This is a genomic window from Streptomyces sp. L-9-10 (genome assembly GCF_004151105.1).
In the GTDB taxonomy this organism is placed as follows: Bacteria; Actinomycetota; Actinomycetes; order Streptomycetales; family Streptomycetaceae; genus Streptomyces.
The window spans coordinates 1-24731 of the sequence record NZ_PHRF01000067.1 but is presented as its reverse complement, the minus strand read 5'-3'; the positions used below and the strand labels follow the sequence as shown (position 1 = coordinate 24731).

Below are 24731 nucleotides of genomic sequence, written 5' to 3'. Positions count from 1 at the left end.
AGAACGGCGGCCCCGGAGCGGGTCAGGACGCCAGTGCTACGGCGCCGCAGGCGGGGGTGGGCGGGGTGACGGTGGTGACCTCGAAGTGCTGGTGCACCGCCGGGCCGATGGCCGTTTCGAGGGGGCTTTCGGCGAACGGGGTCACGGCGCTCTTGACGACGTCGTACGGGCCGACGCCCCAGCCGGAGCCGGTGCTGGTGCGCGCGGTCAGGGTGAGGGTCAGCGCGGCGTTCGCGATGGTGGCCTCCCCGATGCGGGCCTGCACAACGAAGGGCCACAACCAGTAGCCGTATTCGAGGCCGCCAGCGCCGCAGGACTGGCCCGTTTTGCCGGACCAGACCTCCAGCGCAAAGTTCGCGGTGCCGGTCAGGTCGGAGTCGAGGCGCCAGCCCACGGACGAGGGGGTAGGCGTCGCGTCGTTCACCACCAGCGGATTGCCAGTGATGATGTTGACCGCCTCCGGGTCGATGTTGCAGAACACCATCGACAGGTCGACCCATCGGAGCGCCGGGCGCCCCTGGTCATCGATGCACAAGTCGCCGTTCGCGTCGGGTTGGGTGATCTCCTCCGGGTCCTGGTAGTTCGGTGTCATGCCGACGCTGACGAACCCTTTGGTCACCAGCGTTCCGGTCGGTCCGGGCACCGGAGTGCCGCACTCGTCCAGACGCGTCAGCCTCATCGCCTTGCCGCGCGCGTAGGAACCACAGACTGTGGGCATCAGGCATCGCCCTTCTTACTCGTGGTCGCGCGGCCCTTGGGGGCGCTGACCTTTCGGTGGTAGGCGTCCGCCAGCTCAGCCGGGACAACGAACTCGCCGCCGCCCGCGACCGTGCGTACGTCCTGCGGGTCATCCGCGATTTCCAGCAGGAGCTTCGCGGTCTCCTTGATCTCTCCGGGCGGCGGGACCACCCGGCTGTACTCGCTCATCAGCGTCTCCATGGGGGTCATGCCGGGGTGATATCGACGGTCGCCGGGGCGGCGACGGGCACCTGCACGGCGTGGACGATTGGGCAGGCCCACGTGTGCGCGTACACCCGCTCCGCAAGCGCCATGTACTGGTTGTGGATGCGGTCCATCGTCTGGACGACGTCCGGGACGATCGGCCGGGCCATGCGGCGGATCCACACCGGCGGCGTCATGAACGCCCACACCGACCCGGCGGTCGGGGCGGCGCCGGCCGGGCCGGTGATGCCGTAGCCCGAGCCGATGGACCAGGCGGAACCGAGCGGCGTGGTGAGGACACCGGCCGACGGGGTGTCGCTGATCAGCTCGGCATAGGTGAGTGCCGCGTAGGCGCGGGTGTTGATGTGGATGGTGCCGACGTAGCCGTACGCGTCGTAGAAGGACTGCTCCAGCGCGGCGATCGCGGCGCCGGCGCCGGGCGCGTCCGGGGTGACCGTGACAACACCGGCCGTGGTGGTGAGCGCCGGATCCACGGGCGGCGACGTGCCGCCCCAGACCGCGGCCTCTACCTGCTCCTGCTCCGCTCCGGCCAACTTGCGCCGTACGGTCCGCTCGACCTCCTGCGAAGTACGGCCAACCGAGCCGCACTTGTGGGTGGCGTACACCCAGTACGGGTCACCCGCGACGTACCCGAGGCCCTCGTCGAAAACCTTCTCAGGGTTGGTGTCGCAGTTCGCGTCGTACAGGCGGGCGACGCCGCAGTCCTCTGCGGGGAACTGGAAGCCAGATGCCACGGTCCTCGCGTCGAGGTCGTCCGTTAGCCGGGCTGCGGTGAACACGCCGTAGCGGAGCCTGCCCGGTGAGGGTGCTTCGACGAGCTGCGGGTTCGTGAGGATTCCTGCCATGGTCCCTCCCTTCTGTGGTGAGTGGCGGCCGGGCCAGGGACGGGGCCCGGCCGCCGGTCAGAGGGGAAGGTCAGGCCGCGGCGGCAGGGACGGCGCAGGACGACCAGACCTGGGCGCCGGTGGCGCCGGACGGGCAGAGCTGCGCGGTGTACTGACGGATGGAGCCGCACGGGTAGATGGGCTGGAAGCCCTCCTCGCTGAAGAGCCTGGTGAACAGGTTCTGCTGGAGGTTCGCCGCGTCGTACACGGAGCTGAGGGTGACGACGTCCTGGCGGGCGAGGACGACGGCCCCGGCCGGGTAGATCAGGAAGTTCACGGTGACCGGGAGGGCGGTGAGCGCCGCTGTGCCGCCGGGGAGTCCGGTGGGCGGGGTGGTGGCGTAGGCGTCCTGGAAGTCGTACACGAACTGGGGCCTGATGTTGCGGGTCGCGAACCAGGACACGATCATCTGGTTGGTGATCGCGAATGGGTCGTTCGGGTAGGCATTCCGGCGCGACAGGTCGGCGCGGATCTGCGCGAGCGACCACTGCGGGAGGATCACCTCGAAGGTCTGGCTGAACGGCATCCGCTCCCGGTACCGCATGTCCGTCGCTGCGAGCTCCAGCGCCGCCAGCAGGGACGCCGTCGCCGACGAGTCCGGACCGGAGCCCGGCGCGGGGGTCGCGCCCTGCGCGGGGATCACCGTGGCCGCGCCGGCCTTGGTGGCGATCCTCGCGATGATGTTGCCGTTGAGCTTGTGGGCGTGGTTGGTGAGCAGGCCGTCGACGTAGTTGTTGACCCACTCCGGGTACCCGGCCATCTGCATGAACGACGCGGTGATACAGGACACTGCGACATCAAGGCGGGCGTCCGTGAACGTCGGGCAGGGGATCTCGGCACAGTTCTTCGCGGTGTCCGCGATCACCTGCGCCTCGGTGAGGACGGTGAAGCTCGTGGACGCCTGGAGGTCGGCGTACGTCGGCTGGTTGCTCGCGTAGTTGAAACCGCCTCTGCTCGCGGTGAGGGTCGGCAGGTCGAGCATCCCGTCCATCGACCACAGGCCGCAGGTGTCGTACAGGTTCTCCGACGGGGCACACCATCCGGCCGCCGCGGTGAGGCTGTTGGCGTCCTCGGTGACCTGCCCGGCCCACGCCTTGAGGAGCGAACCGCCGTCAAGACGCGACTCCTTCCGGGCCCGCTCGATCGCCGTGTAGTCGTCCTCCTCGCCCCGGCCGAGCTGGAACTCGTCGCCGCGGCTGCGGGAGAACTGCGCGAGGGTCCGCTTCGAGGACTGGCCGCCTCCGGCCCGCCCGTACGAGGAGAAGGACTTCGCGACGGCTGCGGACACGTCGGCGACGGTGACCTCCTCGCCGTACCGCTTGCCCACGGAGGCGGCGCCGTCGGAGGTGAGGACGATGGAGAACTCCCGCGCGCGCTCGCGGCCGAGGACGACCGGGGGCTCCGGGGGCTGTGCTCCCAGCTCGGCGACCGACGGCACGACTGCGGGGGCAACGGGCTGGGGCGCGGCGGGCGTCTCGACCGCGGCCGGGGGTTCCGGGGCGACCGGCGGGGTGAGGTCGGGGAGCGCGGCGAACGCGGACCGGCGGACGGCCAGTTCGGCGGCGGCGGCCTCGCGGGTCTCGATCTCGGCGCGCACGACGTCGACGCGGTCACCGAGGATGGTGAACTCGGTGATCTCCTCGGCGGACAGGTCCTGCTGCGCAGAGAGTTCGGCGCCGCGGGCCTTCACGCGGGCGTACTCGGCGTACAGGGCCTCGTCGTTGAGCGCGGTCGCGTCGAACGGGGCCGGGGTTTCGGGGGTGGTGGGCTCGGTGGCCATGATGCTGCTCCTGCTGGAGTCGGCGCGGATCGGTGAGGTGGTTCGTCACGTCTCCGGGCCGGCTCACAGCTCAGCACCCGTAAGGCTGTGCACAGGGTAGCGCGATTTCGCGCCAAGTGGGGAATAGGCCCCGTTTACTTCTTGGGGACTGCCTTGTACGTACCGCCGCTCTGTGCGATGAGGATTCGGGCCTCGGCGATGCTGGAGACGGTCTTGGTCTTGCCGTCGTTGGTCTTGACTTCGTAGTCGACGTTGGATGCGGCTCGGCCGCAGGTGCCACAGGCCATGATCAGTTCCTCTCATTCCAGACGGCGCGCGCCCACTTGGCGCGGGCCTCGGTACTGTCCGGGCCGGGCTCGGCCTCGGGCATGGTGGCGGCGGGCGCCGGTTCGGCGCCCTCGACTACGCGGCCGCGCATGGGGCCGAACGTGCCGATCAGCGCCCGCTGCGCCCCGGCAGCGAACTTGACCAGCGTGCGCGGCACCGGGAATCCCGGCGTGTTCACGCTGCACACGGCAATCAGCTCCAACGATCCGCCGATCCGCCGCCAATCCCCGCTGACCGGGGACGCCTTGAACTGCTCCACCCGCACCGGGTCCGCGTCGGGGAGGACCCAGCCGGACACCCAGATGCCGTGCTCGTCCTCGCCCGCGAACACCCGCGCGACGGCGGTGCCAATGTCGTCGTAGTGCTCGGCCGCCGCTCGGAACCCGAGCTGCGGGTCCGCGTGGCCGCCGCCCACAGTGAGTGTCCCCACGGGCACCGTTGTGCCTTCAGCGGTGCACTGTTCCCCGACCATGAAGTAGCTGTAACCGGTTTGGCTGGTGGGCGGGGTGACGCAGCCGGGGAGTCCGACATGGCACGAGTCCCAGCCCGCCACGTGCCCATACACGCGCCCATCGGGTGTCACAGAGAGCGGGGTCAGCGACGTCAGCCCCGGGTTTGTGAACCACTCCAGCGACGGGAGAAGCGAATCCGTGAATGCCGGCCGCTCCGTGCGAGCAGCCGCGAACATCGCCAACTTTGCTGCGTACGCGGGTTCATAGGCTGTGCGCACCAGCTCGTCGTACTCGTCCCACACCGGCTCGTCTGCAGGGGGCGGAGCGGGCAGCGGCATGAGGTTGATTGACACGTCCGCGAACGCGGGGATCGCCACCAGCGTTGCTCCAGCGATCCGGCCCCGGGTGATGACGGCCCGGTCCTGGTCGTCGATCACGTACTCCAGATCGTCCAGGTCCACGCTCGGGCCAATGACTCCAGCCTCGATGTGCTCGATCACCTGCCAGCCGTCCTCGGACAGCAGCGACCCGGACGCGGTGACCATGTCGTCGGTGACCGAGATCGACTCGATACGGCCCACCACGACCGAGCCCCAGTGGCCGTCGGCGCTCTGGCGCTGCCAGGACAAAGGCAGGGGAAGGTCGCGGGATGTGATGGCGCCGGGCGCGAGAATGCGGCCGTCTCCGGTGGGCACCCCGATGCGGGCGAGTACGGCGTTCCAGCGTCTGGGCATCATGCTCCTCTCAGCGCACGCGACCACCGGCGACGCTGCGGCAGTCAGGGGGATCTCTTCATGGTCGGGCCCGTACATGGCTGCCAGCCGGTCCAGGACGACCGTCGTACCGACCTGGTCCGCAAGCGCGTCGGGGTCGATGCCGTATCCGATGGTCAGGTGCGGCAGGTACTCGGGGAAGCGGTCCTCCGGCACGGGGATGCCGTCGGCCAGCGCGGCCTTGACGGTCTCCCGCATGGTTTGGAGCTCGGGCGAGTCGAGCATTAGCACGATCGCCTGTGGATCGTCCTCACCGAGGCCCTGCACTCCGGTCACGGTCGCCTCGATCGGCCCGTCCGGCGCGACATCGGCGAGGGCCTGCGCAATGAACTGGCGCTGCTCCTCGTCCAGCTCAGCGTTGTCGTCGGTGAGGTACAGCAGGGTGATGTGCAGCTGCTCGGCCGGGTCGCCGTCGGGCACGGTGAGGGTGTCGGGGTCGGCGGGCAGGAACGCCACGATGGCGCCGCTCATGTTCGCCGCAGCGGTCAGGGCCATGGTCAGCCTCTCGGGTTCTGTCGGTCGGTCCAGTCGAGCGTTTCGCCAAGGACCACCGGTAGCAGCGTGCACCGGCACTGAATTACCTCTTGCGCCGGGCCACGCGGATCCCCCGGGAACAGGAGCCGGGCCCCGCCCACTTCGAACGGCGAGCCCAGCAGGGTGCGCTGTCCGTCCGCCGCGCGGTGCGTTGGCCGTGTCCGCTGGTCCTCCGTCGCGAGCCACACTTTCATCGGTGCCATGTCCCCACGCGCCGCCGCGTCCAGCTGTGCGCTGCGGAAAACCCCGGCGTTGACCGCGCCCATCACCTCGGTCCTGGCCACCACCCGCGCGCGGTTCGGCCACAGCTCCGACCCCGACACCGTGAGGATCGTGCGCACATCCGCCGCCACATCCGGGATCGGCCGGCCCTCACGGATCCCGTGCTCGATCTCCACCACGATCCGGGCGTACACCTCGTCCGGCACCCGCACGAGCCGGTTGCCCGCGTCGTTCAGGTAGTCCGCCACGTACGGATCGGTGACGGGCTCTCCAGCACTGGTGACGCGGCGCCACGTACGGCGCAGGACATTGGAGATCTCCGGCACGACCTGGACGTTGACCTCGTCAGTCCAGAACTGCGCGCTGTCGCTGACCCGGTTGGGATCGAGCGGGCCGTCCGGCGGTGCGACGGCGGGCCGTACGCGGTCCAGGAAGCGAGAAAGGGACCGGAACCAGGCGCGGCCGATGCGCTGTTCACCGTCGCGGATGATGGCCTGCGCGCGTAGCCGCGCGGGCAGATGCTCATCCTGCGGCGGGCTCGTCACAGGAACCGTCGCAGCATCGCCCGGTCGTGCGCCGTACGGGTCGTGAGGAGCACGGTGACGTACTCCTCTACCTGGGTGGAAAGCTGCTCTCGGTCCCGGCCGAATGCCTCCGCGACGTGCCCGGTGAACTGGAACGACCCTTCGAGGAGCCGGTCCACCACGCCCTCGCCGTGCGGGTCGTACGGGATCTTCAGGTACAGCTCGTGCTTGGCCACCGACCCGAACTGTCCGCGCAGCGGAGCCTTGAGGAGGCGTCCACCCGCGCGTGAGAGAGCGTCGAACACGAGGAGCTCTGTCGCTGCGATCAGGTGCTCGGGCGGCACGGCAGACGCGGTGAGCTGGGGCGGCTGGTCGTTCTGCGTCGCGGGCAGTGCACGCTCATCCCGCGCGGGCGGGGCGTCTACCTGCGGAGGCTGCCCGCCCTCAATCTGAGGCACTGCGGGTGTGCGAGCGATCTCGAACCCGAACAGACGCTGCGCGACCCGCGGGTCATCGGCCAGGGACGGAGCCGCGACGATGGCCCTGGCGAGGCGGCGCAACTGGACCTGTTCCTCGTCGGGAATGTCGTCGTCACCGACGCCGACTTCGGCGCGCATGGCGTCATCGCTGATCAGTTCGTTGTCCCAAAGCCACTTGAGGTCTTCCGTGCGGTTCGGGCGCTGGACGATCTCGGACGTGTTCCAGGCGAGCCGGTATCGGTCCGGGTCGGTGACGCCCATCCGTTTGAGGGTCGGCCGGTACCAGTGCGTGGTCAGCGCGTCTCCGAGGCGGTCAAGAAGAGGCTCGATGTAGATCTTGTAGGTGGACTCCTCCACCTGCCACGCGCCCCAGTGATTCGCGTCCCCGGTCGAGCCAACAGCTACCTCGTTTGGCATATCGAGCGACTCAGCAAGCCGCCGGATGCCGTCAACGCGCAGCGCGACCACCGACGCGTCAAAGTCGGTAGAGAGATCCAAATGCTTGATCTTCTCCACCAGCTCACCGGGCAGTGTGGCCGTGATCGGTACCTGCGCCGCGGCCGTCCCCGGGGACTGCATAGACCTGGCCATGACGCCGGCCAGATACTCCATAAACCCCTCGGCACCCGTGGCACCGGATGCCTGCTCCGGGAAGTCGACCTCCTCGGGCATGAGCAGCAGCCCGTTGCCCGCGAGCCTGCTGTCGAGCCGCGCGGCGATGTTCTGTGACGCCTTCTCGATCTCCCTCAACGTGGGTAGCGCTGGCCGAACCGCGCTGTCGGCGTGGTACTGGATCCGCGGGTGCGGGGACCACACGCGCATCAGCAGGTCGTCCGGGGCGAGGTCCTTCTTGACACCCGTCATCGGGTCCTTGTACGACCAGCGGGCGCCGCTGTAATCCACCTCCGTGCCCGACAGAGCCACCCACTCGTCCGGCGCAGCCTCACCGCGCCGCGTGGCCGTTCCGGGCCGAACGAGGACGAACACCTCACCGGGGATCTGCCAGTTGACGGCCATCGTGTACTGGAGTTGTGCGCGCATGGCCGCGCCGCCGAGCGCGCGGGTGACGGCGGCCTGAGCCTGCGCGTTGTCGGTCGGCCCGGTCGGCATGCCGGTCGCAGGGTCGACTTCGGCCGCATACAGCTCGGCGCGAGACACGGCGTTGGCGATCCAGGTGACGGCGGACCGGAGTTCGCCGCACGCGTCGTAGTGGTACCAGGCGTCCCGCTGCCAGGCGGTATCTCCCTGACGGGCGGTCCACGCCTCGCGGGCATCCGGGCCCGTAACAGGAACCGCGGCGGCGAGAACCACCCGCGGCCGCGTGCCGCGCTCCTCCGCGCCCTTGCGGCGCTTGAGCAGGGGCATCACTCACCACCCTCTCGGCTGCTGAGCCAGCCGGTGACGTAGCTGAACGCCAGCGCGGCGCACCCGGCGGCGAACCAGCGCTCGTCGCCCCACGCCCACCAAGCCGCGGCCATACCGACGCCCACGTATACGGACGAGCACCAGGCGCACACGAGCAGGTACGAGAGAAGCGACTCGCGCGGCAGGCGCCGAATGATCCAGTTCCGGGGGGCTTCGGTGATCCGGTCGGCGGTAATCAGGCGAGTGAGCCGGGCGGTGGCCAGTGCGGCGAGCACGAGCGTCAGGATGTCCATAGTCGTCGCCATCTCTATGCGGCCCTGCCCTGCGGCGCGGCGTGGGGTGAAGCGAGAACCATCCGGGCACGGTCACGCTTCATGAGGTGCGTGACGGCGTGGACCATCGCGTCGATCCGGTCCGGGGACGCCGAGTCCTCCTCGGGAATCCACGTCGCCAGCTGGTCTTCCAGCGCGCCGTGGACACCGACGTGCCGCACGCGCTGCTGCTCGTACCGCATCGCGACCGGCTGCGCCCGGAGCTTCTTGCCGACCATGGCCGTGACGCGGCGCAGCGGCGGGTGAGGAGTCTTGCCGTGGAGTTCCTTCCAGGCATCCTTCAGGACCTGCTCCACCCACTGCTTACCGAGGTTGTCCTCGTACACGAGCGCGTCCGCGGATACCTCATCAACCAGCGCCCATGCACGGCGGGCGGCCTCGCGGGGGCTCATCTTCTTCGAGGCGTCCCGCAGTACGTAGTCCACGCCGTCTGTTCCGCGGCCGGCTGCGATGAGGCCGGTCTCGTCGCCGACGCCGGTACCAGCAGGATCCATGCCGACGACGATGAGTTCGAGGGCGCGCGCCTCGTCGACGCGTCCGGCTTCGATGATGCTGCGGGCCACGAGCGCGCCGGGCATGTCGTCGAGGACCTCGGCGTCCAGCTCCTGGCGGCCGAGGGTCGTGCCCTCGTATTTGGAAACGACGGCACGCTGGAAGGTTGGTGCGAGGTTGTGCAGGTTGTCGTAGGTGCTGCCCCGGACAACAACCGTTGCAAGGTCCTTCAGCAGCTCCTTGATGACCGGGAGCGGCCGGGGGGTGGTGGTGATGCAGATCCTGGGATGGTCGCCGAGGCGCATACCCATCTGCGCCATGTCCCAGGTGGAGCGGAGGCGCCGCCATGCCGCCAGTTCGTCGAACCAGCCGTAGTGGTGCTGCGGGCCGCGGAGCCGGTCCGGCTCGTCTGCCGAATAGAGGGTCTGGATCGCGCCGTTGGGGTAGGTCAAGCGGCGCTTCGACGGCTCGTACAGCGGCCGGAACCGGGCCGGGGCGCAGGCGAGAATCCCCGACTCGCCCTCCACCAAGATGTCGCGGGTGTCCGCCGCAGTCGGGCCGATGAGAGCGCCGCGCTCGTACTGCTTGGCCATACGCCACACCCACTCGGCGCCGGTCCTCGTCTTCCCGAAACCACGGCCGGCAAGAAGGAGCCAGGTGTCCCACGAGCTGCTGTCAGGGGGCCGCTGGGAGGTGCGGGCGTGGGCGCCTTGGCGGCCGGTGTGGGGCAGACCGTCGCAGGTCTCGCGGTCGCAGAGCCAGGGGACTTTGCCGCGCTCTTTGTCCTGGAGGGCGGCTTCGAGGCGGGTGAGGAGTTCCTGCTGCGCCGCCGCCGGCCATGTCGCGATCTCTGCGCGGGTCGTCACTCCTCCACTCCCAGTTTGTCGAGGATGGAGGCGATCTTGTCGGCGAGCTCCGTGTTCTTCGGGGTGTCCGGCTTGTTGTAGTCGAGGAGCGTGGTGCGGGCCTTGCACGCGGCGGAGAACGCCTGCGTCCATCGGATGCTGGGGTCCTCGCCCGGCGGCAGCGTGTCCAGGGACTGGTTGAGGCGGTCGAACAGCTTGTCCGTCAATGCGGACTGCTGCTGTGTGGTCTTGCGGACCATCACCGCGTAGGACTCGGTGCGCACGCCGATGAGGTGCTGGTCGTAGGACCGGCAGCGCTCCACCCAGCCGTGCCGAGCTGACCACTGCTTGAGGAGCACCACGGATTTGCCGATCGTCTCGGCGGACGCGGCCAGCGAGCGGGAGGAGCCCATGTCCCGGTACACGGTGAACGCCTCGTACGCCGGATCAGACTCGGTCGGCTGGCGTACCCACGGGTCCAGTTCGCTCACGACCGCCCCCTACGCCCCGCCGCCGCTGCCGAGGGAGAACACTCCGGCGGCCCACAGGAGGAAGGCGACCGCCAGCGGCGCGCCGAGCGATGTCCAGGCGATCCTGCGGTTCGTCAGCCCGCGATCCCGCTCGGCCTTGATGTCCATCTCGACGCGCTCAATGCGCTGACCGACGAGCTGGTTGTCGGTCGCACGCTGTTCCTGGGTGACGATTTTCGCTTCCAGCGATGCGACCAGATTCGCCAGGCTCGTGAGCTGGAGCCCCTGGGTACGGATCAGTTCGTAGACCGTGGGCGCGGTCGGGTCGGGGGTGGGCGCGGTCACCGCAGGATGCCCGTGCGCGGGGTGTGCTTGGCCTTCCACCCCGCCACGAAGGTGGCTGCGGCCGGGACGAGTGCGAGCACGAACGGGGACAGCCCGTCCGGCAGGAAGCCGACGAGCCGCGCATCATCCTGGACGGCGGCGAGGACTCCGAGGAGCCCGGTCGAACCGAGGAACGCCGCAGCGGACGCGGCGGTGACCTTCTTCTCCACGGGGGCCGTGGCCATGGTGGTGCTCCTTCAGGACTGGAGGGACTTCACGAGCGCAGTCAGCTCGGTGACTTGCTTGGTGAGCGCGGCCACCTGGACCTGAAGGGCCGTGGTGTCGCGCTCGATGTGCGCGAGGTAGTAGCCCGCGGCGTGCTGGACCCGCTGACCTTTGCCGTCGGTCTCGGTGAGGGAGCCGATGCCCATGAGGTTGGCGTGCATGGACTTCACGCGGTCGTCGGTCGTGGCCACAGGCGTCTCCTTCGGCGGGGTGGGCGGCTTCGGCGCCGGGGTGGTGCTGCCGGGGTTCCAACTGGCCGAGTGCTTGAGCCGCTCGGCCACGTCGCGCCGAAACTGGTTCATGTCGATGCGAGGGTCGACGGGCTTCCGCCGGGTGGCTTCCTTGTGCGCCCACACGGAGTCCGCGGTCCAGCCATGGAAGCGGCAACGCGCGGCCTGCACCCGTACGGCGATGTCGTACTGCTTCGCGGGCCAGGTTCGGCCGACAGCACCGTTGTTCTCCACCTCCAGCCCGTACGACACGGAGTTGCCGTCGATCGGCTCGGCGGCGTCCGGGGCCGGGTGGCTGGACGATTCGTTGAGGACGGCGTTGTAGGCGTTCCTCGCGACCGTTCCGGCGTGGTTCGCGCGCCCGCTGCCGACGAGGTACAGGCGGCCGGAGCGGGCGAGGAAGTCGTGGCAGAGAGGACCGGGAAGGTCGCCGGTTCCGTTGTAGACGAGCCCAGGGAGGCCGGAGCCTTCGCCTGCGGTGTGGTGGACCATCGTCGCGTGGACGTCGGAGAACGGGCCCTTGTGGTTGCGGTTGTGAGTGCGCCACCCGCTCATTTCGACGATGTCCATGACTCCTTCGGCGCGCAGCGCCTTCAGCCACTGGTCCGGCGTCATCGGTGTTGCCACGGGGTGCCCCTTTCGGCCAGTCCTGAGCCGAGCATAACTGGAACACGTTCTAATTCACTACATCTGTAGTGGCGGACCCGGAGTGGATTACCGGGCACGTGAGAGGGGCCCGCCATGGCGCGGGCCCCTCTCGATGTGTTCAGCTCATGTGCGGCGCAGCTGGTGCGCGGGCGGCTACTTGATGGTGCCGGTCCAGTGCGGATCCTCGGCAAGGAGGTCGACGCTGTCGTCCACGCGGGTCAGGGTGAAAACGACGGCAGTCCCGTCCTTTTTGGCGAGCGCATAGTCGAAGGTGAACGAGCCCTTCTTGCCAGGCGCGAGACGGCCCGTCATCTGCTTTGACCCCTTCTCCGCAGACACAAACTCGGTCTCGCCGCCCGTGGTCGCGCCCTGCGCGCTGACCCCCCACGTGTCGAGATCCAGCGGAGTCTTCGCGTTGTTTGTCACGTCCAGCGAGACGCGGAACCCAGTCTTGTCTGCGCTGGGCTTGAGGTCGTACTCCCCGAAATCGGCGGCAGTCAGCTTGTCGATCCCGGTGACGGTGAGCAGGACACCGTCTTTGTAGCGGAAGCCGTCACCGACCTTCAGTTCGGTGTCCGGCGCCTTCTCCTCGACGGGCTCCTCGGCCGGCGCTTCTTCTGTCGTCGACTGCTGTGGTGCCACGTTCCGTTCAGCGGTTCCCTGTGTGCCGCTGCTGCATGCCGCGGTGATGGGGAGGAGCGCGGTGGCTGCGGTGGCCGCGAGGGCGGTGCGGAGTCTGGTGCGGGTGTGCATGGTCCCCCCAAGGACTGTGTGGATGAGGGGACATCGTGGCGGATGTGCGTGTGTCGTGTCTGGTGGGTGACGGGTTCGTGACATGGCACGGCCCCGGCCGCGTGGCGCGGTCGGAGCCAGTGCGGTGATGCGGCAGTACCATTCGCGCGCGGTCTCACCTACGTGCCCATAGGATTCAAGGTTTCCCCAAGGTTTCCTTCAGGTCGGTTGTGCACAGTCGTCGTGACCAGACCGACGAAAGGTTTTGATCATGGGAATGGGTATGAAAACGACGGCCGTTGCCCTTGCGGGTGCGGCCTTGGCGTTGGGTGGGGTGTCATCCCCGGCCGGGGCGGCCGAGACGAAGGCAGCGTGTGGCTACGACGTCTGCCTCAGCACGACCAACGGGTCGGCAACCCTGTACCTGGACCGATGGTCAGGTAGCTCGTGGGACGTCTGCGACGATGCCCCGGATGGCATGCGGTCGATGGCGGAGGTTCGGTACGCGGGCCAGGTCCTCAGGCTCCAGACTGCGGCGGGATACGGCACCTGTAGCAGTCCGCAATCCCTCTACCCCACCCCGGGATCCGGGGCTGTGATCTCCCTGAAGGTCTGGGTGCAGAACGGTGCGTCTGGAACGCCCCAGTACACGAGGACTGGCAGTTACGTCTGGTGATTGGCGCTCAAGGGCCGCGGTTCCACGAGGGGCTGTGGCCGTAAGAGCGGGTATTGGGTGAGCCCCTCGCCGACGGGGGTGACGGCGAGGGGCTCGGTCCAGCGGCGCAGCAGCCAGATGCGCGGATGGGATGACGCCAGGCTACGGCTGCCAGTCTTCCAGGTGATCTGGGTGGTCGGCGTAGGGCAGTGCGAGCAGGCGCAGCGTGGGACAGGGCCACGACTGCTCGGGGAACTGGTGATTCGGTTCGCAGGAGCGGCACACGGTGGCCGTGACGAAGTGCTGCGCGCCGCCCCCAGCCCGCAGCACGGCAACCCCGTGCGCCTTCACGATCTGCCGCTTGGCGTCGATCTCGCGCAGCACCCGAGCTGGGTCGTGACGGGCGATGTGCTCGGCATACATCCCGCCGTAGGTCGGGACCACCTCCGTCACTCGATCCCATTGATCGCGCGCCGTCACGAACGTTCCCGTCGCCTGGCGCTCGACGACGCGCCAGACACTGACCGAAGCGGCATCCGCCCCAGCCAGCATCACGCCCGTCTGCCCAATGGATTCCAGGGCCACCTGCTCGTCCTCGTCGAGCCGGGCCCGCAAAAAGGCCACCAAGTCGTCCATGTCACCCATCATGGCTCTTCAGACCCTCCAGGCGGGCGTGCACCCGACCGAACGCCGCGCAGCCTCCCGAGCGGCGGCCTGCGCGGAACTGACAGCCGTCAGACGTGCGTGCCGGCTTGGTACCGGGCCGCTGGGACCCCGCCAGACGACGCAGCTTCGCACCCCCCGAGACTGACCCGCACCGGGCGCACCGCATTCATCAGCCGACGCGTGGCGGCACCCGCAAGGGCGAGAGCTGCCCTGGCGCCCTGTGCCATCCGAAGCTGCTCAGGCGTGAGGGTCTGGTGCCGCGTGCGCTGCCGCAGGGCGCGGTCGCGGCTCGGGTACGGGCGAGTCGTCATGTTCCTCAGCATGTCCCTCATCCCTCGGCCGGCGCCAGAGGATTCTCAGAGACGCCGTACTTGAGGCGGCCGAGGCGGGCGTGCACCCGGCCGAGCGCGGCAGTGGCCTCGCGGGCGGCGGCCTGCGCTGTACGGATCTCGTCGTACAGGGCGAGCAATTCGGCCTTCGGGTCGTCGGCCCCGGGAACGGTGATCGCCCCCTCCGACTCCTGGGCGATCAGGTAGTCCGTACACGTGAGCACCTCGGGTACTCGCTGCACGGCGGAGATCAGGTGACCGATCACCCTGTAGGCGTGCTCGGGGCGTTCCCAGCCCTCGGCGGGCAGATCAATCACGCGGCACAGCCTGCGCAGCGCGTCGTCTGCGGTGTCGGCGTACAGCCAGGGGCGGCCGACGTAGTCATCGCCGCCGTAGTTCTCTGCGTGTGTCATATCGTCCCTCCTTGGCTTACGGCTTGTCGGGCCGTACGACCCAAACCTTGTCGGCGCCGACCATGTCGGCCGCGTCCTCGATCGGGTCGCGGGTCTGCCAGTCGGAGATGGGAGTCAGCTCGATTTCGGTGCCGTACGTGCGCTCCGCGGCGGCCAGCCACGCCATGACGACATCGTCGGACCGGTCGTCGGGCAGGGTCAGATTGGCCAGCCACGGGTGCTGGGCGAACAGGGCGGCCATGCACGCGTCGGCGATGTCCGGGGCCTGGTGGAGGTAAATGCTCTGGCCCGTCAAGTGCCCCAGTACGGCGCAGACTCGCTCCGTCGCCATGAGCATGGAGCATGGGGTGATGAGGGTCCAGCGTGTGGTGACGGTGAGTACCTCGGAGAGTGGAAAGCGTCGGGGCGTCATGTGCCTAGCGTCCCTTCTTGGGAGTGGGCGGCGTGGGGGTTTTCGGGGGTTTGACCCACCCGCCGCGGCTGGCCTGGTAGGTCGTCTCCTGCTTCGGGTCCGGCCGGGTGCCGGGGGCCATGGGCATGGTGCGCCGGAGTGGCATGATGCGGGGTCCTGTCTCGTGTACGGGATGGGGACCGGGGCGGCCGGGATGCCTGGCAGCTGTCGGCCGCCCCGGGGGTTGTTCAGCGTCCGAAGACGCGGGAGATGAAGCTCGCGAGCGCGAGCGCGGCAATCCCCAGGAGGACCGCGCGGGTCGACAGATACCGCGCATCCGGATCACGCGCCGCGTCGCCGCGTACGTGCTCGATGGCGTCACCGTCAGGCACGAGATCGCCGTGAACGGACGCCCGGTGGTAGTCCCGGTGCGCCTCGGCTTCGGACCGCGTGACGGTCGGCGGGGAGCTGGCGCGGCACTGTCCGCACCGGTACCGGTAGGGGCTCACAGACACCTCTCAAGCTGATCGTCAGAAGCTGAGGAGCTGTCCTCTCCAAGCTCCTCTCCACTCGGAGAGCCAGGAGATTCCCGCAGGTCACACCAGGTCTCCAACAGCGATGAGTCGGAACTCTCCACGCCAGGGGAGGGGGACAAGCCAGCGCCCGAGAGGAGTCCCTCAACAGCGGCCCTGGCCACCCCCGTACGTCCCGCAACCGGTCCCACTCGCAGGGACCGTTCAGTGGGGATGCCGTAGCCCCTCAACAGCGGGCCGACATCAGTCCGCTTCATGCCCGCCCAAGCCGGGTGCTTGGCGAGGCGCTCGTGCAACTCCGTGAAGTGGATTCCGGAGCGCCCGCGGGTGACCTCTTCGAGCCACAGGAGGAAGACGTCCCGCTCGGACAGTTCGATCCCGTCCTCTTCGGCTTCTTCCTCGGCGTGATCCGTGTGGTCTTCGGCTTCGGGCTCCTCGCCGGGTTCGGGGGAGACCGTCCATGCGGCGATGCACCAGCCGAGCACTGCTGTGGGCGCGACGAACGGTGTCGCGGGGCCGGCGTGGGCCGCGGCGTAGACGGCGATGTAGCCGCCGAGCCCGACGTATCCGAGGCGCGCCAGCGGGTTGTCGTCGGGGAGGGCCTGCCAGCCCTTGCGTATGAGGACGCCGGATCCGGCGAGCAGCGCCGTGGCGGCCTCGCCGGTGAGCCCGGACCGTAGGCTGTCCACGGCCCGGGTGGCGAGGCCGGGGGAGTCCTCGGTGTGCTGCTCCCCCGGCTCGTTGATCGTTTTGTCGGTCATCAGACGATCCCGATGGCCCCGGCGCCGGTGAGGATGAGGGCCTGGGGGATGCCCCAGATCCCACCGGCGGATGCCCAGACACCGGCCGAGAGGATTCCGGTGAACGCGCTCTTGCCCGGCGTCATCTCGCGGAAGTACATGACCGCCGCCAGCAGCGCAGACACGGACCCGAGCCCGGCCGTACCGAAGCCGCCGCTGGTGAACACGGTGGCGAACGCATCGCTCACCTGGCCGCCGACGGTCCAGATGGATCCTGCGGCCATGTAGAACGTCCCGGCAGCGACACCGGTCCACTGGGCTTGGTCGGGGGTCAGTTTCTTGCGGATCCGGCCCTTCTTGGACGGCGCTCCCCCGGGCGCCGCGGCGCCGCCTTTGGGCTCTTTGATTCCGGCGATCAGTACGCCGGTCAAGGCGATGGCGATGCCGCCGGAGCCGACGGAGCCGAGGATCCGGCCGCCCTCGATGCTGATGGCCGGCGCCGCGGTGACGATGAAGTCGAGGTGCTGCATGGGTGGTTTCCCCCTGGTCAGAGCTGTGTGCCGGGCGTGTAGAGCGCGAGGGCGGTGATGGCGGTGGCGAGCGGGATACGGGCGGCCCAGGCGAGGCCGATCCACCAGTGCCGGGTGCGCCGGTCCCAGACGTGCGCAATGACGAGACACGAGCCGATCCCGAGGGCGAGGGCCCCGCCGATGCTGGTGTCGGTTCCGCACGCGGTGATGGCGCGGCTGAACAGGTCGAGGAGGCCGAGGCCCCAGCCGGTGCCGGCTGCGGCCGCGTTGTAGAGCAGGGCGCGGGTCTTGGGGCTGAGTGCGGCGGCCGGCTGCTGTGGGATGGGGAGCACGGTTGGAACTGTCGGGTAGTAGCCGTGCTGGACCCGCATCCAGCCGGACGGCGCAGCCGTATTGGGATCCTCGCCTTCGGCCGGATCGCCGCCCTGATCTCCGCTCTCGTCCTGCTCTGCCAGTGGTGCCTTCTTGGCCGGGGTACGGGTCTGCGCGAGGATCTCGTCCACCCAGTCCGCGGCGTCGTCGCCAGGCACATCCGGTGCGTACGCGGGCGGCGGCGGAATCAACTGCCGCTGTTCCTCCGTCTGGTCGGCGGTCGGGCCGTCGATCTCCTGTCGCAGCAGGTACGCGATACGGCGCTCGTCGGCGCCAGGCTCGGTGGCCATCAGTTGTAGCCCTCCCCGCCCTCGCCAACGCCGCCCTTCTTTGCCTCGCGGGAGAGCACGGTTCGGACGTACGCCGTGTCCACTGCGCATCCCTGCTGCGCGAGGCGATGCGCGATATCCGCAGCAGATGCGCCGGGCTGAAGCGCGGATGACGCGGCCAGGACGAGAGCCTTCTTTGAGGCGCTGCCCGGGAACACCGTCGGCGCGTTGGCCTGGGGCGTATCAGGTGATGCGGCTGCCGCATCGTCCGGCGTATCAGCCGCATCTTCGGACGCATCTCGTGATGCGGATGATGCGGGGGCGGACGAATCGAGGGCGATGCCGAGGTCGTTGGCGAGCTGGCCGGTGAGGTCGAACCACTCGGTGTTGCCCGCGCGCTGGTCGGCGTACTTCTGGTGGAGTTCACGTTCGGTACGCTGGTCGCCGTGAACGGCACGCAGAACATCAGCGGGGCGCAAGGTGAGGGCCGCAAGGCGGCGCTTCAGGTTCTGACTGGTGCCGATCTTGACGCGGGAACCGTTACGGATGAAGTAGACGACCGGAGCGTGGGCACCGCCGAGGAGAGCGGCGATGTCGTCCACAAGTTCGCCGGGCGTACCGGCGGGCTCGGAGGGCGGCTGGGGGCGGCGTGGTTTCGGCGTGGTCTGCCGCTCGATGCTGGTGCGGACGACGTTGAAAACCGTCTCGTTCGCAGCGTCGAGTTGTCGCTGTAGACCGGCTGGCCTGCCCAGGGCCAGAGCTTCGGCGGCGGCGGAGCCTTCGGCGCGCTGAAGTTCGCGGTCGACTGCGACCATGGCGAGGCGTCCGCCAGCCTCCGCGCGGGCCTGGTCCACCCACTTCTGTGTGAGGACGGACAGTGGTTTGGCGTGGTGGCGCAGGACGATGGTCCAGACGGCCTTGGCGAGGCCAGACACGGAGGCGCCGACGATGCCCACGATGAGTGCGCCGTCCGCGCCTTCGAGCCAGCCGTGCGCGGCAACCGCAGCCATTGCGATGAGCAACGCCACGTGGCCGGCCTTTCGAGGGAGGGCGGCGCGCTGGGTGTCGTAGCGGGCGAGCCACTCGATGGCCATGCACATGATCCACGCGAGATCGAAGGCGACCGCTGCGCCGTACGCCGCGAAGGGTGGAACGGCGCGGTCGAGGAGGTCGCCGATGCTGGCGGTGGACCAGATCACGGCCACGGCGAGCATGAGCCCGGCGAGAGCGGTGACGGCGGTGAGGACGATGTGGTCCCAGTCCCGGGGCGGGATGGGTACGCGGACCTCGTAGTCCTCTTCGACCATGAGTGTCACGCCGTTGATGGTGTGGGGCACCGTGCGCTGGCGGGTCTCGGTGCGGTAGCGGACGCCCGGAAGTTCGGGGCTGGTCATCAGGGGTGGGCCTTCCACGGAAGTGTGTGGCCGGGCCGCGCGGTTGGTGTGGCACGCGCGACCCGGCCGGTCAGGTGGGTCAGCTGGCGGCGGCGGCGTTGCTGCCTGCGGCGCGTGCTTCCGCGTCGGCTTCGGCGGCAGCGCGGCGACGCTCGGCTTCGGCTCGGGCGGCGGCCTGGCCCTTCTTGTACGCGTCGGCGGCGTCCTTGGCGCTGACGCCCTTCGGCTTGCCCATCAGCGGGTCACCGCCCCGTACTGCTCGCGCAGGCGGAGCGCGTAGGTGCCGCGTGTGCCGGTGAGCGGGATGTCGGCGAGCGCGGTGAGCACGGCCGTGATGTGTCGGCCGACGGCGGCGTCGTTGTAGATCCCGTGCCAGTCCCAGATGCTGAGTTGCACCTCGGAGTGGAGGGCGCCGGCGCTGATGGTGGTGTCCGGGTTCATTGCGGTGAGCCGGTCGGCGGTGGCGCCGAGCACGATGTCGAGCGTCGCGGTGTCCATCAGCGGTTCACCCCGGCGACGCGGCGGAGCAGCGGCGTGAGGCTGCTGGGGCGCAGGACTCCGACGGCGGCGGCGAGCGCGGTGAGGCTGGTGTTCGGCTCGCAGCGGCAGGTGGGCTGTCGGCAGTTTTCGCAGCGTTCGTGGATGGTGCCAGCGGTGTGGGCTGCCAGGGTGGCGGCGGCGCGGGTAATCTCGCGCATAGTCATTCCTCCTGGTGATGCAGGTGGATGGCTGGCCCCGGCGGAGTTCGCAGCTCCGTCCGGGGCCGTTCCATTGGCAGTCGCGGACTGCTTGCCACCACCGTATGGGCACCCATACGATCTGGGCAAGCGGCTCACCCGGAAAAGAGGAACGGGATGGCCGAAGAGCCGATCGAAGAGGAGGCGCAGCGTGTGTTCGAAGCCCTCGACGGCGCCGAAGCGATGACGGATCACCTGGCGCGGGCACGCGTGATCGGCCGTCTATTGAAAGACCAGGCGGAGCGCAACAAGCGATTCCAGGAGTACCGCCGCAAGGTGGTGCTTGATCTCCGCGCGCAGGGTGTGTCATACCGAAAGATCGCTGCGGAGTTGGGCGTGTCCCTCGGCACCGTTCAGGACATCGAGCGCGGCGCTACTCGGTGGACGACCCGACCGAAGAAGGAGCAAGGCGATGGGTGAGCTGGTGTTCCTTCGGGCCCGGCTCGACGAGGATGAGCGGGTGGCGCGCAGGGTGAAGAGTTCGTGGCGGCAGATCGGCGAGACCGGCGTCATCGTCGCGTCCGACGGTGGCCGCGCGGAGGAGTGCGCTAACGGCAACTGGACGGGCATTGCCGAGCGCATCGTCCGCCACGATCCGGAGCGGGTGCTGCGCGAGATCGACGCCAAGCGGCAGATCGTTGAGGACTACGCAACCACGGCCCGACTGCGCGACGAAGCGGCAGCACGCATCAAGGCGGCAGGCGACAGCCCCGGCGCCGAAGACCTTGATGTGTGGGATCGGGCGCAGCGCGAAGCTGGGATCCTCGAAGGGCCGGTCCGGCTGCTCGCCACCGTGTACGCCGATCACCCCGGCTACCGCGAGGAGTGGCGGCCGTAGCTGCCCGTACGACGTCGGCCCCCGCCCGGATCGCTCGGGGTGGGGGTCTTCGTGCTGCCTGCTCGACCGCGCCGACCGAATCGGCGGCCGGGTGCTCGGCGGCGGAGATTCGGGTGGGCGTCACCCGAGCGAGGGCATCAGTCATACCGCGGGCGTGCGTCTGTGCGATGAAGAGCGCGGCTACTGCCCGGAATTGTGGTCTCGAAGGACGCGGTAGACGTACGACTCGGTGACGCCGAGCAGGTCGGCGATGTCGCCAACAGGCATGCCTGTGGCGGCGTTCTTGATGATCAGGCCGTGTACGTCGATGTGGGCGGCGATGCGGCGTACGAGGCCGGCGCGGATGATGTCGAGGTCTCCGGCGATCATCTTGGAGAGTTCGATGCGCTGGTGGAGCAGGGGGATGAGGTCGTCGTTGGGGAGGGTGAGGAGTGCGAGGTTGATGGGGAGTTCGGGTTGTGTGGGCATGCGGCCTGCCTTGTGTGGGGTGGGCCGGGATGCCCGCCTGTACTGAGTACAGTACTTGGTTCTGTACTCAGTACAGGCGGTGTGCTGCGGCGCCCGTCGTCCTGGTGTGGGCGACGGGCGTCTGTGCTGCGTCGATCAGCGGCTCAACGGCTCACCACTGCGGGGTGGTCGCGGACCCGTCTTCGAGGTCAGCCATGTTGCGGGGCTCGGCGTAGTAGGCATCGTCCTCGGCGCTGATCGCGTCGCACCGGCACGTCCGTGGGGCCCACGCGGGGCCGTCGCCGGTGTTGACGGGGCATTCCTCGTAGTGGTCGGAATCGGTCTGCTGGGTCATGTTGTTCCCCCTTCGGGTCGAGTTCCAGGGTGGCCGGACATTGGGCGACGGCGCGTCAGTTTTCGTCGGCCGGCCGCTCGGTGATCGTGGTGATGCGCTCCATCAGCCGGTGCTCCCAGGTCGGCTGCATCTCGCGTCGATAGGCCAATTTCTCCAGGGCCTTGGCCTTGCTGTCCCACCCGACTCCGGGTACCTTCCGCCACGGCTCGCTGGGCGCGGGGCGGGACTCGATGAAGTAGGTGCTGGTGGTGGGCTGGTCGGGCATGGTTTCCCCCTCGGTGGTCGGGTTCAGGATGGCGGGCCGGGAGGCTCCCGGTCCGTCGGTTCGGTTCCGTCGAGAGCGCGGCGGACGCGAGCCAGCTCGGCGACGAGGCCGTCGCGCTCCTCGGTGAGCCGGTCGATCTCGGGCGCGATGGTCTGGACGTGCCGCCTATTGCCCGCGGCCACGGCCTCCAGCGTGGTGATGCGGGCGTAGAGCCGGTCCAGCGCATCGTCGGTGATCGTGTCGGCCGTGTGACGGGCTTCAGGCACGGTCGGTCTCCTCGACGGGCAGCCAGCGGGTGACGAGGACTTCCCGCCCCTCCACCTCGACGCCTTCCACGATGTCGCCGTGCCAGCCGTGGTCATCGGGGCTGTACTCGCCCACCTCGTAGTCGCCGACATCGAGCTGGGCTTCGTACTCGACGGCGTAGGTTCTGCCGTCGTCAGGGGCGCGGAAGACACAGCGGCGCAGCGCCGTGTACTTGAGCGTGCTCACGGGCTCGTCGGCGAGGAGATCATCGTCGTACTCGATGTACTCGGGATCTTCGGGCGGTACGCCGATGTTGGAGAGCTCATTTCGGGTGAACTGCCGGGTGGGCATCGGACGTTCTCCTTGGTGCAGTCGGGGTGGTGGCGATAGAGGTGGCTGGGCTCCCACCAGCCGGGCGTGCTGCTCTGCGGTACGGGCCTGGCGCCGGCGGGTCTGGCGCTGTTCGGCGTGGAGCATCGCGGCGAGTGCGGCTGCGGCGGTGAGGAGCAGCAGGGGGATGCTGGCGCCGATCCAGCGGGCGGCGGTCACTCGGTGGGCCCGGCGTCCGGGTCGACCTCGGGGTGTGTGAACCGCACCGGGATGCCCAGACCGCGCGCGTACCGGATCTCCGCCGTAGTGGATGTGCCGATGTAGTCCCCGACGACGAGGACCTCAGACGCGAGCCGGATCTTCGCCCGGTGCAGCTCGTCGAGCCGGACCTTGAGCGCTTCGGTCGGGACCGGATCCGCCCACAGCTCGTGTGCGACCTTCATGTTGACGCCGGGCTTCACAACGATCCGGCCTGCCGCAGTCTCGCGCAGATCAGCCTCGGCCATCGCGTCCATGAACCTCGTGCTGCCGCAGATGCAGACGATCGTCGGGATCCCGAGGCGCTCCTTCGCGGTGGTGAGCATCTCTTCGGGGGTGAGCAGGCTGGGGTACGACATGTGGATCTCCTCGGATTCTCGTGGTGTGCTGGGCTGGTGCCCGCCCCCGGCTACGACCCGGGGGCGGGCATACGCAATGTCACGGGGTGTCGAACAGGGACGGTGCGCGCGCGTCAAGGCGTGCGCGGGCCACAGCGGCATACGGTTCATGCGCCTCGATACCGATCGCAGAGACGCCCTCATCAGCGGCGGCCAGCAGCGTCGTCCCCGAGCCAGCAAACGGGTCCAGCACGGTCCCACCCGGCGGGCAGACGAGACGTACCAGCCACCGCATCAACTCCATTGCCTTCGGGGTGTCGTGGCGGACACCATCGACCTCGACTCGCTCCGCGTTCGGAGTCCGGCTGTTGAGCCGGAAGACCGGGAAGGACCGCTGCGCCTGGCCCATCTCACGTACCGGGCAGCCGGGCAGACAGCCGCTGGGCGGGCAGTCATGGCCGAGGAGGATGTTCGCCGGCCAGCCGCCACCGGACGCGGGGCAGGCGGCCACGTTCAGGCCGCCGACTCCATGCCGCAGGAGTCCGCCGACCAGGGAGTCGTAGCCGGTCGACTTGCGGGCCAGGAGAATCGGGTCGTGCGCGGGCTTCAGCGCCGTGTTCCAGCCCTCCCAGCGGCGCGCTTCCTCGGATGCCGCCCGGGCTTCGATGCGGTCCCCGGACATCACTCCGTACAGGCCAGCTTCCCGGGCTCGCCCCTGCGTGCGACTGATGATCTCCCGCTGCTCGAATGCCTCGCCCACAGTGCGCTTGCGGGCGTTGAGCTCGGTGACGAGCGGCAGGATCTCCGTGTCGTCGAACCCGATCGCGTCCCGGAGACGTGTCCACTGCTCGGTGGTGGGGACGATCGCGGCCTTGCCCTGGGTGGTCCACAGGCTGCCCATGCCGGAGAACCCGAACAGAGCATCGATCTGCCGGTTCGTCCAGCCCGCCGCATCCCGTGCCGCCGCGAGCCACGCGGTCACCTGCAGGACCTGCTCGCGGTCGTCGCGGTGCCGGTCTATGGCCCGCGCCAGGTCGGAGCCCTTCGGCTTGCCGTGCGTGTAAATCCAGTCGAGTTGGTCGATGATCCTGAATCCGGCGTCTTCGGCGGCGCAGGCCATGCGGTGATAGGTGCGTGGTGCGCCGAAGGAGATCAGGTGTCCGCCGGGCTTCAGGACGCGCAGGCACTGAGTCCACATGGGGACGCTGTACGCGATACCTGTCGAGTCCCAGGCGTGGCCAGCCACGCCGATCTCATACGGCGGGTCGGTGACGATCGCGTCGACCGAGGCGTCGGGAAGTTCCGTCAGTACGGTGCGGCAGTCGCCAAGGTGCAGGGTCACGGGGTTCTCCTTCGGGTGGTGTCTGGTTGTGTGGTTACGGGGTGTCCGTTCCGTATAGGCCCTGTGTGGCTGTGTGAGGGCCCGGCGGGGGCTGGGGTGAGGAATCGGTGAGCCGGGAGGTTCGCGGGCCGCCTCGGAGGTGTACAGCTGCCCTCGTGGGCCTGCCGTGCCGTCAGCGCCACGGTGGGCGCGCCCAATGCGCCAACGGCAGCCCGGCGGCCACGATGACCAGGACCACGAACAGCACGGTGTCGATCACTGCTGCTCCCCAGCACGTCTCTGCCGCATCGCTATCGCATCCGCCACCGTGAACCCGTTGACCGTGACGTACGGCGCAGCCTCCCTCGCGAGTCGCAGCGCGGTCTCCTCATCGAACCGATGCGCGTCCAGCCACCGCTGACGGCCCGCCTCGTACGCCTCGTACTGGTCGCTGGTGGGCTCGCCGGGCCAGTCGTGGCCCCAGGACCATGCGCCGTCGGCGCCGAGGTACGCGCTCCGGAGGACGACGGCCCACCGGCCCTTGCCTCGGTACTCGACGGTGAGGCCGAACAGGTCGCTGTCGATGCCGTCTTCGGGGAGGCAGTTGATCCGGTACTGGGTGGTCTGGGTGGTGGGCTCGGGC

At 69.1% G+C, this 24731-nt stretch carries 36 protein-coding genes; 2 read left to right on the top strand and 34 right to left on the bottom strand.

From position 1 onward, the window contains the following. Positions 1–22: 22 nt before the first annotated feature. From CU044_RS18615 to CU044_RS18510, 26 genes are all read right to left on the bottom strand, one after another. A complete protein-coding gene (locus CU044_RS18615) occupies positions 23–718 on the bottom strand; it encodes a hypothetical protein (RefSeq protein ID WP_205124084.1) in 696 nt (231 codons plus the stop codon). Next, positions 718–948, bottom strand: a complete 231-nt coding sequence (locus tag CU044_RS18610; RefSeq protein ID WP_129769859.1) for a hypothetical protein — start codon at positions 946–948, stop codon at positions 718–720. Before CU044_RS18610 ends, CU044_RS18615 begins: the two co-directional genes overlap by 1 nt. Beyond that, entirely contained in the window at positions 945–1808 is an 864-nt protein-coding gene (locus CU044_RS18605; protein WP_129769858.1) for a hypothetical protein, read from the bottom strand. Before CU044_RS18605 ends, CU044_RS18610 begins: the two co-directional genes overlap by 4 nt. 70 nt (positions 1809–1878) lie before the next feature. Beyond that, a complete protein-coding gene (locus CU044_RS18600) occupies positions 1879–3627 on the bottom strand; it encodes a major capsid protein (protein WP_129769857.1) in 1749 nt (582 codons plus the stop codon). A 134-nt stretch (positions 3628–3761) separates the two neighbouring features. After that, on the bottom strand, positions 3762–3914 hold the full coding sequence (locus CU044_RS38640) for a hypothetical protein (protein WP_165371931.1): 153 nt from the start codon (positions 3912–3914) through the stop codon (positions 3762–3764). A 2-nt stretch (positions 3915–3916) separates the two neighbouring features. Further along, positions 3917–5674: a 2'-5' RNA ligase family protein gene (locus CU044_RS18595; RefSeq protein ID WP_129769856.1), complete on the bottom strand. Its 1758-nt coding sequence runs from the start codon at positions 5672–5674 to the stop codon at positions 3917–3919. A 2-nt stretch (positions 5675–5676) separates the two neighbouring features. Then, the gene (locus CU044_RS18590; RefSeq protein ID WP_165371930.1) at positions 5677–6480 is read right to left on the bottom strand and encodes a phage minor head protein; all 804 of its coding nucleotides are present in this window, start codon (positions 6478–6480) and stop codon (positions 5677–5679) included. Further along, the gene (locus tag CU044_RS18585; protein ID WP_129769854.1) at positions 6477–8096 is read right to left on the bottom strand and encodes a hypothetical protein; all 1620 of its coding nucleotides are present in this window, start codon (positions 8094–8096) and stop codon (positions 6477–6479) included. The genes CU044_RS18590 and CU044_RS18585 overlap by 4 nt, the downstream gene beginning before the upstream one ends. Before the next feature lie 206 nt (positions 8097–8302). After that, the gene (locus tag CU044_RS18580; protein WP_129769853.1) at positions 8303–8596 is read right to left on the bottom strand and encodes a hypothetical protein; all 294 of its coding nucleotides are present in this window, start codon (positions 8594–8596) and stop codon (positions 8303–8305) included. Positions 8597–8610: 14 nt separating this feature from the next. Further along, positions 8611–9993: a terminase family protein gene (locus tag CU044_RS18575; protein ID WP_205124083.1), complete on the bottom strand. Its 1383-nt coding sequence runs from the start codon at positions 9991–9993 to the stop codon at positions 8611–8613. Then, complete coding sequence (locus tag CU044_RS39175) at positions 9990–10463, bottom strand: hypothetical protein (protein WP_205124082.1); 474 nt, start codon at positions 10461–10463, stop codon at positions 9990–9992. Before CU044_RS39175 ends, CU044_RS18575 begins: the two co-directional genes overlap by 4 nt. A gap of 9 nt (positions 10464–10472) precedes the next feature. After that, positions 10473–10787 (bottom strand): hypothetical protein, encoded by a 315-nt coding sequence (locus CU044_RS18570; RefSeq protein WP_129769851.1) that lies wholly within the window; start codon positions 10785–10787, stop codon positions 10473–10475. Next, complete coding sequence (locus tag CU044_RS18565) at positions 10784–11011, bottom strand: holin (RefSeq protein WP_129769850.1); 228 nt, start codon at positions 11009–11011, stop codon at positions 10784–10786. The genes CU044_RS18570 and CU044_RS18565 overlap by 4 nt, the downstream gene beginning before the upstream one ends. A gap of 12 nt (positions 11012–11023) precedes the next feature. Further along, a complete protein-coding gene (locus CU044_RS18560; protein ID WP_129769849.1) occupies positions 11024–11908 on the bottom strand; it encodes an N-acetylmuramoyl-L-alanine amidase in 885 nt (294 codons plus the stop codon). 174 nt (positions 11909–12082) lie between these two features. Next, a complete protein-coding gene (locus CU044_RS18555) occupies positions 12083–12682 on the bottom strand; it encodes a hypothetical protein (RefSeq protein WP_129769848.1) in 600 nt (199 codons plus the stop codon). 796 nt (positions 12683–13478) lie between these two features. Beyond that, positions 13479–13952 (bottom strand): DUF6221 family protein, encoded by a 474-nt coding sequence (locus CU044_RS18550; protein ID WP_129769847.1) that lies wholly within the window; start codon positions 13950–13952, stop codon positions 13479–13481. Between the two features lie 358 nt (positions 13953–14310). Next, a complete protein-coding gene (locus tag CU044_RS18545; RefSeq protein ID WP_129769846.1) occupies positions 14311–14724 on the bottom strand; it encodes a hypothetical protein in 414 nt (137 codons plus the stop codon). A gap of 16 nt (positions 14725–14740) precedes the next feature. Next, positions 14741–15055 carry a hypothetical protein gene (locus CU044_RS18540; RefSeq protein ID WP_129769845.1) on the bottom strand — a complete coding sequence of 105 codons (315 nt, stop codon included), beginning with the start codon at positions 15053–15055 and terminating at the stop codon, positions 14741–14743. Positions 15056–15363: 308 nt separating this feature from the next. Beyond that, positions 15364–15507, bottom strand: coding sequence for a hypothetical protein (locus CU044_RS38635; RefSeq protein WP_165371928.1), 144 nt, complete (start codon positions 15505–15507; stop codon positions 15364–15366). Positions 15508–15620: 113 nt separating this feature from the next. Next, entirely contained in the window at positions 15621–16409 is a 789-nt protein-coding gene (locus CU044_RS18535) for a hypothetical protein (RefSeq protein WP_129769844.1), read from the bottom strand. Beyond that, complete coding sequence (locus tag CU044_RS18530; RefSeq protein ID WP_129769843.1) at positions 16409–16918, bottom strand: hypothetical protein; 510 nt, start codon at positions 16916–16918, stop codon at positions 16409–16411. Before CU044_RS18530 ends, CU044_RS18535 begins: the two co-directional genes overlap by 1 nt. Before the next feature lie 17 nt (positions 16919–16935). Beyond that, a complete protein-coding gene (locus tag CU044_RS18525; protein ID WP_129769842.1) occupies positions 16936–17580 on the bottom strand; it encodes a hypothetical protein in 645 nt (214 codons plus the stop codon). Then, positions 17580–18953, bottom strand: coding sequence for a GIY-YIG nuclease family protein (locus CU044_RS18520; protein ID WP_129769841.1), 1374 nt, complete (start codon positions 18951–18953; stop codon positions 17580–17582). Before CU044_RS18520 ends, CU044_RS18525 begins: the two co-directional genes overlap by 1 nt. Positions 18954–19032: 79 nt before the next feature. Next, positions 19033–19188 carry a hypothetical protein gene (locus CU044_RS38630; RefSeq protein ID WP_165371927.1) on the bottom strand — a complete coding sequence of 52 codons (156 nt, stop codon included), beginning with the start codon at positions 19186–19188 and terminating at the stop codon, positions 19033–19035. Next, positions 19188–19451, bottom strand: coding sequence for a hypothetical protein (locus CU044_RS18515; protein WP_129769840.1), 264 nt, complete (start codon positions 19449–19451; stop codon positions 19188–19190). The genes CU044_RS38630 and CU044_RS18515 overlap by 1 nt, the downstream gene beginning before the upstream one ends. Further along, positions 19451–19651 carry a hypothetical protein gene (locus CU044_RS18510; protein ID WP_129769839.1) on the bottom strand — a complete coding sequence of 67 codons (201 nt, stop codon included), beginning with the start codon at positions 19649–19651 and terminating at the stop codon, positions 19451–19453. The genes CU044_RS18515 and CU044_RS18510 overlap by 1 nt, the downstream gene beginning before the upstream one ends. 156 nt (positions 19652–19807) lie before the next feature. Between CU044_RS18510 and CU044_RS18505 the strand changes: the two genes are divergently transcribed. Next, positions 19808–20110: a helix-turn-helix domain-containing protein gene (locus tag CU044_RS18505; RefSeq protein ID WP_165371926.1), complete on the top strand. Its 303-nt coding sequence runs from the start codon at positions 19808–19810 to the stop codon at positions 20108–20110. Then, positions 20103–20528 (top strand): DUF6221 family protein, encoded by a 426-nt coding sequence (locus CU044_RS18500; RefSeq protein WP_129769837.1) that lies wholly within the window; start codon positions 20103–20105, stop codon positions 20526–20528. The genes CU044_RS18505 and CU044_RS18500 overlap by 8 nt, the downstream gene beginning before the upstream one ends. A 180-nt stretch (positions 20529–20708) precedes the next feature. Here the strand turns inward: CU044_RS18500 and CU044_RS18495 are convergent, their stop codons facing one another. The 8 genes from CU044_RS18495 to CU044_RS38625 form a co-directional block, all read right to left on the bottom strand. Further along, complete coding sequence (locus tag CU044_RS18495) at positions 20709–20996, bottom strand: helix-turn-helix domain-containing protein (RefSeq protein WP_129769836.1); 288 nt, start codon at positions 20994–20996, stop codon at positions 20709–20711. A gap of 151 nt (positions 20997–21147) precedes the next feature. Then, positions 21148–21330 (bottom strand): hypothetical protein, encoded by a 183-nt coding sequence (locus tag CU044_RS18490; protein WP_129769835.1) that lies wholly within the window; start codon positions 21328–21330, stop codon positions 21148–21150. 55 nt (positions 21331–21385) lie between these two features. Then, positions 21386–21595 (bottom strand): hypothetical protein, encoded by a 210-nt coding sequence (locus CU044_RS18485; protein WP_129769834.1) that lies wholly within the window; start codon positions 21593–21595, stop codon positions 21386–21388. A 23-nt stretch (positions 21596–21618) separates the two neighbouring features. After that, the gene (locus CU044_RS18480) at positions 21619–21861 is read right to left on the bottom strand and encodes a hypothetical protein (RefSeq protein ID WP_129769833.1); all 243 of its coding nucleotides are present in this window, start codon (positions 21859–21861) and stop codon (positions 21619–21621) included. Continuing rightward, positions 21854–22390, bottom strand: coding sequence for a hypothetical protein (locus CU044_RS18475; RefSeq protein ID WP_129769832.1), 537 nt, complete (start codon positions 22388–22390; stop codon positions 21854–21856). Before CU044_RS18475 ends, CU044_RS18480 begins: the two co-directional genes overlap by 8 nt. Beyond that, positions 22387–22788 (bottom strand): hypothetical protein, encoded by a 402-nt coding sequence (locus CU044_RS18470; protein WP_129769831.1) that lies wholly within the window; start codon positions 22786–22788, stop codon positions 22387–22389. The genes CU044_RS18475 and CU044_RS18470 overlap by 4 nt, the downstream gene beginning before the upstream one ends. Before the next feature lie 79 nt (positions 22789–22867). Further along, positions 22868–24109 (bottom strand): DNA methyltransferase, encoded by a 1242-nt coding sequence (locus CU044_RS18465; protein ID WP_165371925.1) that lies wholly within the window; start codon positions 24107–24109, stop codon positions 22868–22870. Positions 24110–24364: 255 nt separating this feature from the next. Then, on the bottom strand, positions 24365–24731 hold a 367-nt coding region (locus CU044_RS38625), incomplete at its 5' end, for a hypothetical protein (RefSeq protein WP_165371924.1).

Bases quoted from the DNA above. Each gene is read 5' to 3' on its own strand.
- CU044_RS18510 (WP_129769839.1), bottom strand. From the start codon at position 19,651: ATGCGCGAGATTACCCGCGCCGCCGCCACCCTGGCAGCCCACACCGCT.
- CU044_RS18500 (WP_129769837.1), top strand. From the start codon at position 20,103: ATGGGTGAGCTGGTGTTCCTTCGGGCCCGGCTCGACGAGGATGAGCGG.
- CU044_RS18600 (WP_129769857.1), bottom strand. From the start codon at position 3,627: ATGGCCACCGAGCCCACCACCCCCGAAACCCCGGCCCCGTTCGACGCG.
- CU044_RS18505 (WP_165371926.1), top strand. From the start codon at position 19,808: ATGGCCGAAGAGCCGATCGAAGAGGAGGCGCAGCGTGTGTTCGAAGCC.
- CU044_RS18470 (WP_129769831.1), bottom strand. From the start codon at position 22,788: ATGTCGTACCCCAGCCTGCTCACCCCCGAAGAGATGCTCACCACCGCG.
- CU044_RS18550 (WP_129769847.1), bottom strand. From the start codon at position 13,952: ATGGACGACTTGGTGGCCTTTTTGCGGGCCCGGCTCGACGAGGACGAG.
- CU044_RS18485 (WP_129769834.1), bottom strand. From the start codon at position 21,595: ATGCCCGACCAGCCCACCACCAGCACCTACTTCATCGAGTCCCGCCCC.
- CU044_RS38640 (WP_165371931.1), bottom strand. From the start codon at position 3,914: ATGGCCTGTGGCACCTGCGGCCGAGCCGCATCCAACGTCGACTACGAA.
- CU044_RS18610 (WP_129769859.1), bottom strand. From the start codon at position 948: ATGACCCCCATGGAGACGCTGATGAGCGAGTACAGCCGGGTGGTCCCG.
- CU044_RS38630 (WP_165371927.1), bottom strand. From the start codon at position 19,188: ATGGGCAAGCCGAAGGGCGTCAGCGCCAAGGACGCCGCCGACGCGTAC.
- CU044_RS18595 (WP_129769856.1), bottom strand. From the start codon at position 5,674: ATGGCCCTGACCGCTGCGGCGAACATGAGCGGCGCCATCGTGGCGTTC.
- CU044_RS18525 (WP_129769842.1), bottom strand. From the start codon at position 17,580: ATGGCCACCGAGCCTGGCGCCGACGAGCGCCGTATCGCGTACCTGCTG.
- CU044_RS18580 (WP_129769853.1), bottom strand. From the start codon at position 8,596: ATGGACATCCTGACGCTCGTGCTCGCCGCACTGGCCACCGCCCGGCTC.
- CU044_RS18495 (WP_129769836.1), bottom strand. From the start codon at position 20,996: ATGCCCACACAACCCGAACTCCCCATCAACCTCGCACTCCTCACCCTC.
- CU044_RS18490 (WP_129769835.1), bottom strand. From the start codon at position 21,330: ATGACCCAGCAGACCGATTCCGACCACTACGAGGAATGCCCCGTCAAC.
- CU044_RS18530 (WP_129769843.1), bottom strand. From the start codon at position 16,918: ATGCAGCACCTCGACTTCATCGTCACCGCGGCGCCGGCCATCAGCATC.
- CU044_RS18535 (WP_129769844.1), bottom strand. From the start codon at position 16,409: ATGACCGACAAAACGATCAACGAGCCGGGGGAGCAGCACACCGAGGAC.
- CU044_RS18555 (WP_129769848.1), bottom strand. From the start codon at position 12,682: ATGCACACCCGCACCAGACTCCGCACCGCCCTCGCGGCCACCGCAGCC.
- CU044_RS18565 (WP_129769850.1), bottom strand. From the start codon at position 11,011: ATGGCCACGGCCCCCGTGGAGAAGAAGGTCACCGCCGCGTCCGCTGCG.
- CU044_RS18545 (WP_129769846.1), bottom strand. From the start codon at position 14,724: ATGACACACGCAGAGAACTACGGCGGCGATGACTACGTCGGCCGCCCC.
- CU044_RS18615 (WP_205124084.1), bottom strand. From the start codon at position 718: ATGCCCACAGTCTGTGGTTCCTACGCGCGCGGCAAGGCGATGAGGCTG.
- CU044_RS18515 (WP_129769840.1), bottom strand. From the start codon at position 19,451: ATGGACACCGCGACGCTCGACATCGTGCTCGGCGCCACCGCCGACCGG.
- CU044_RS18540 (WP_129769845.1), bottom strand. From the start codon at position 15,055: ATGGCGACGGAGCGAGTCTGCGCCGTACTGGGGCACTTGACGGGCCAG.
- CU044_RS18520 (WP_129769841.1), bottom strand. From the start codon at position 18,953: ATGACCAGCCCCGAACTTCCGGGCGTCCGCTACCGCACCGAGACCCGC.
- CU044_RS18605 (WP_129769858.1), bottom strand. From the start codon at position 1,808: ATGGCAGGAATCCTCACGAACCCGCAGCTCGTCGAAGCACCCTCACCG.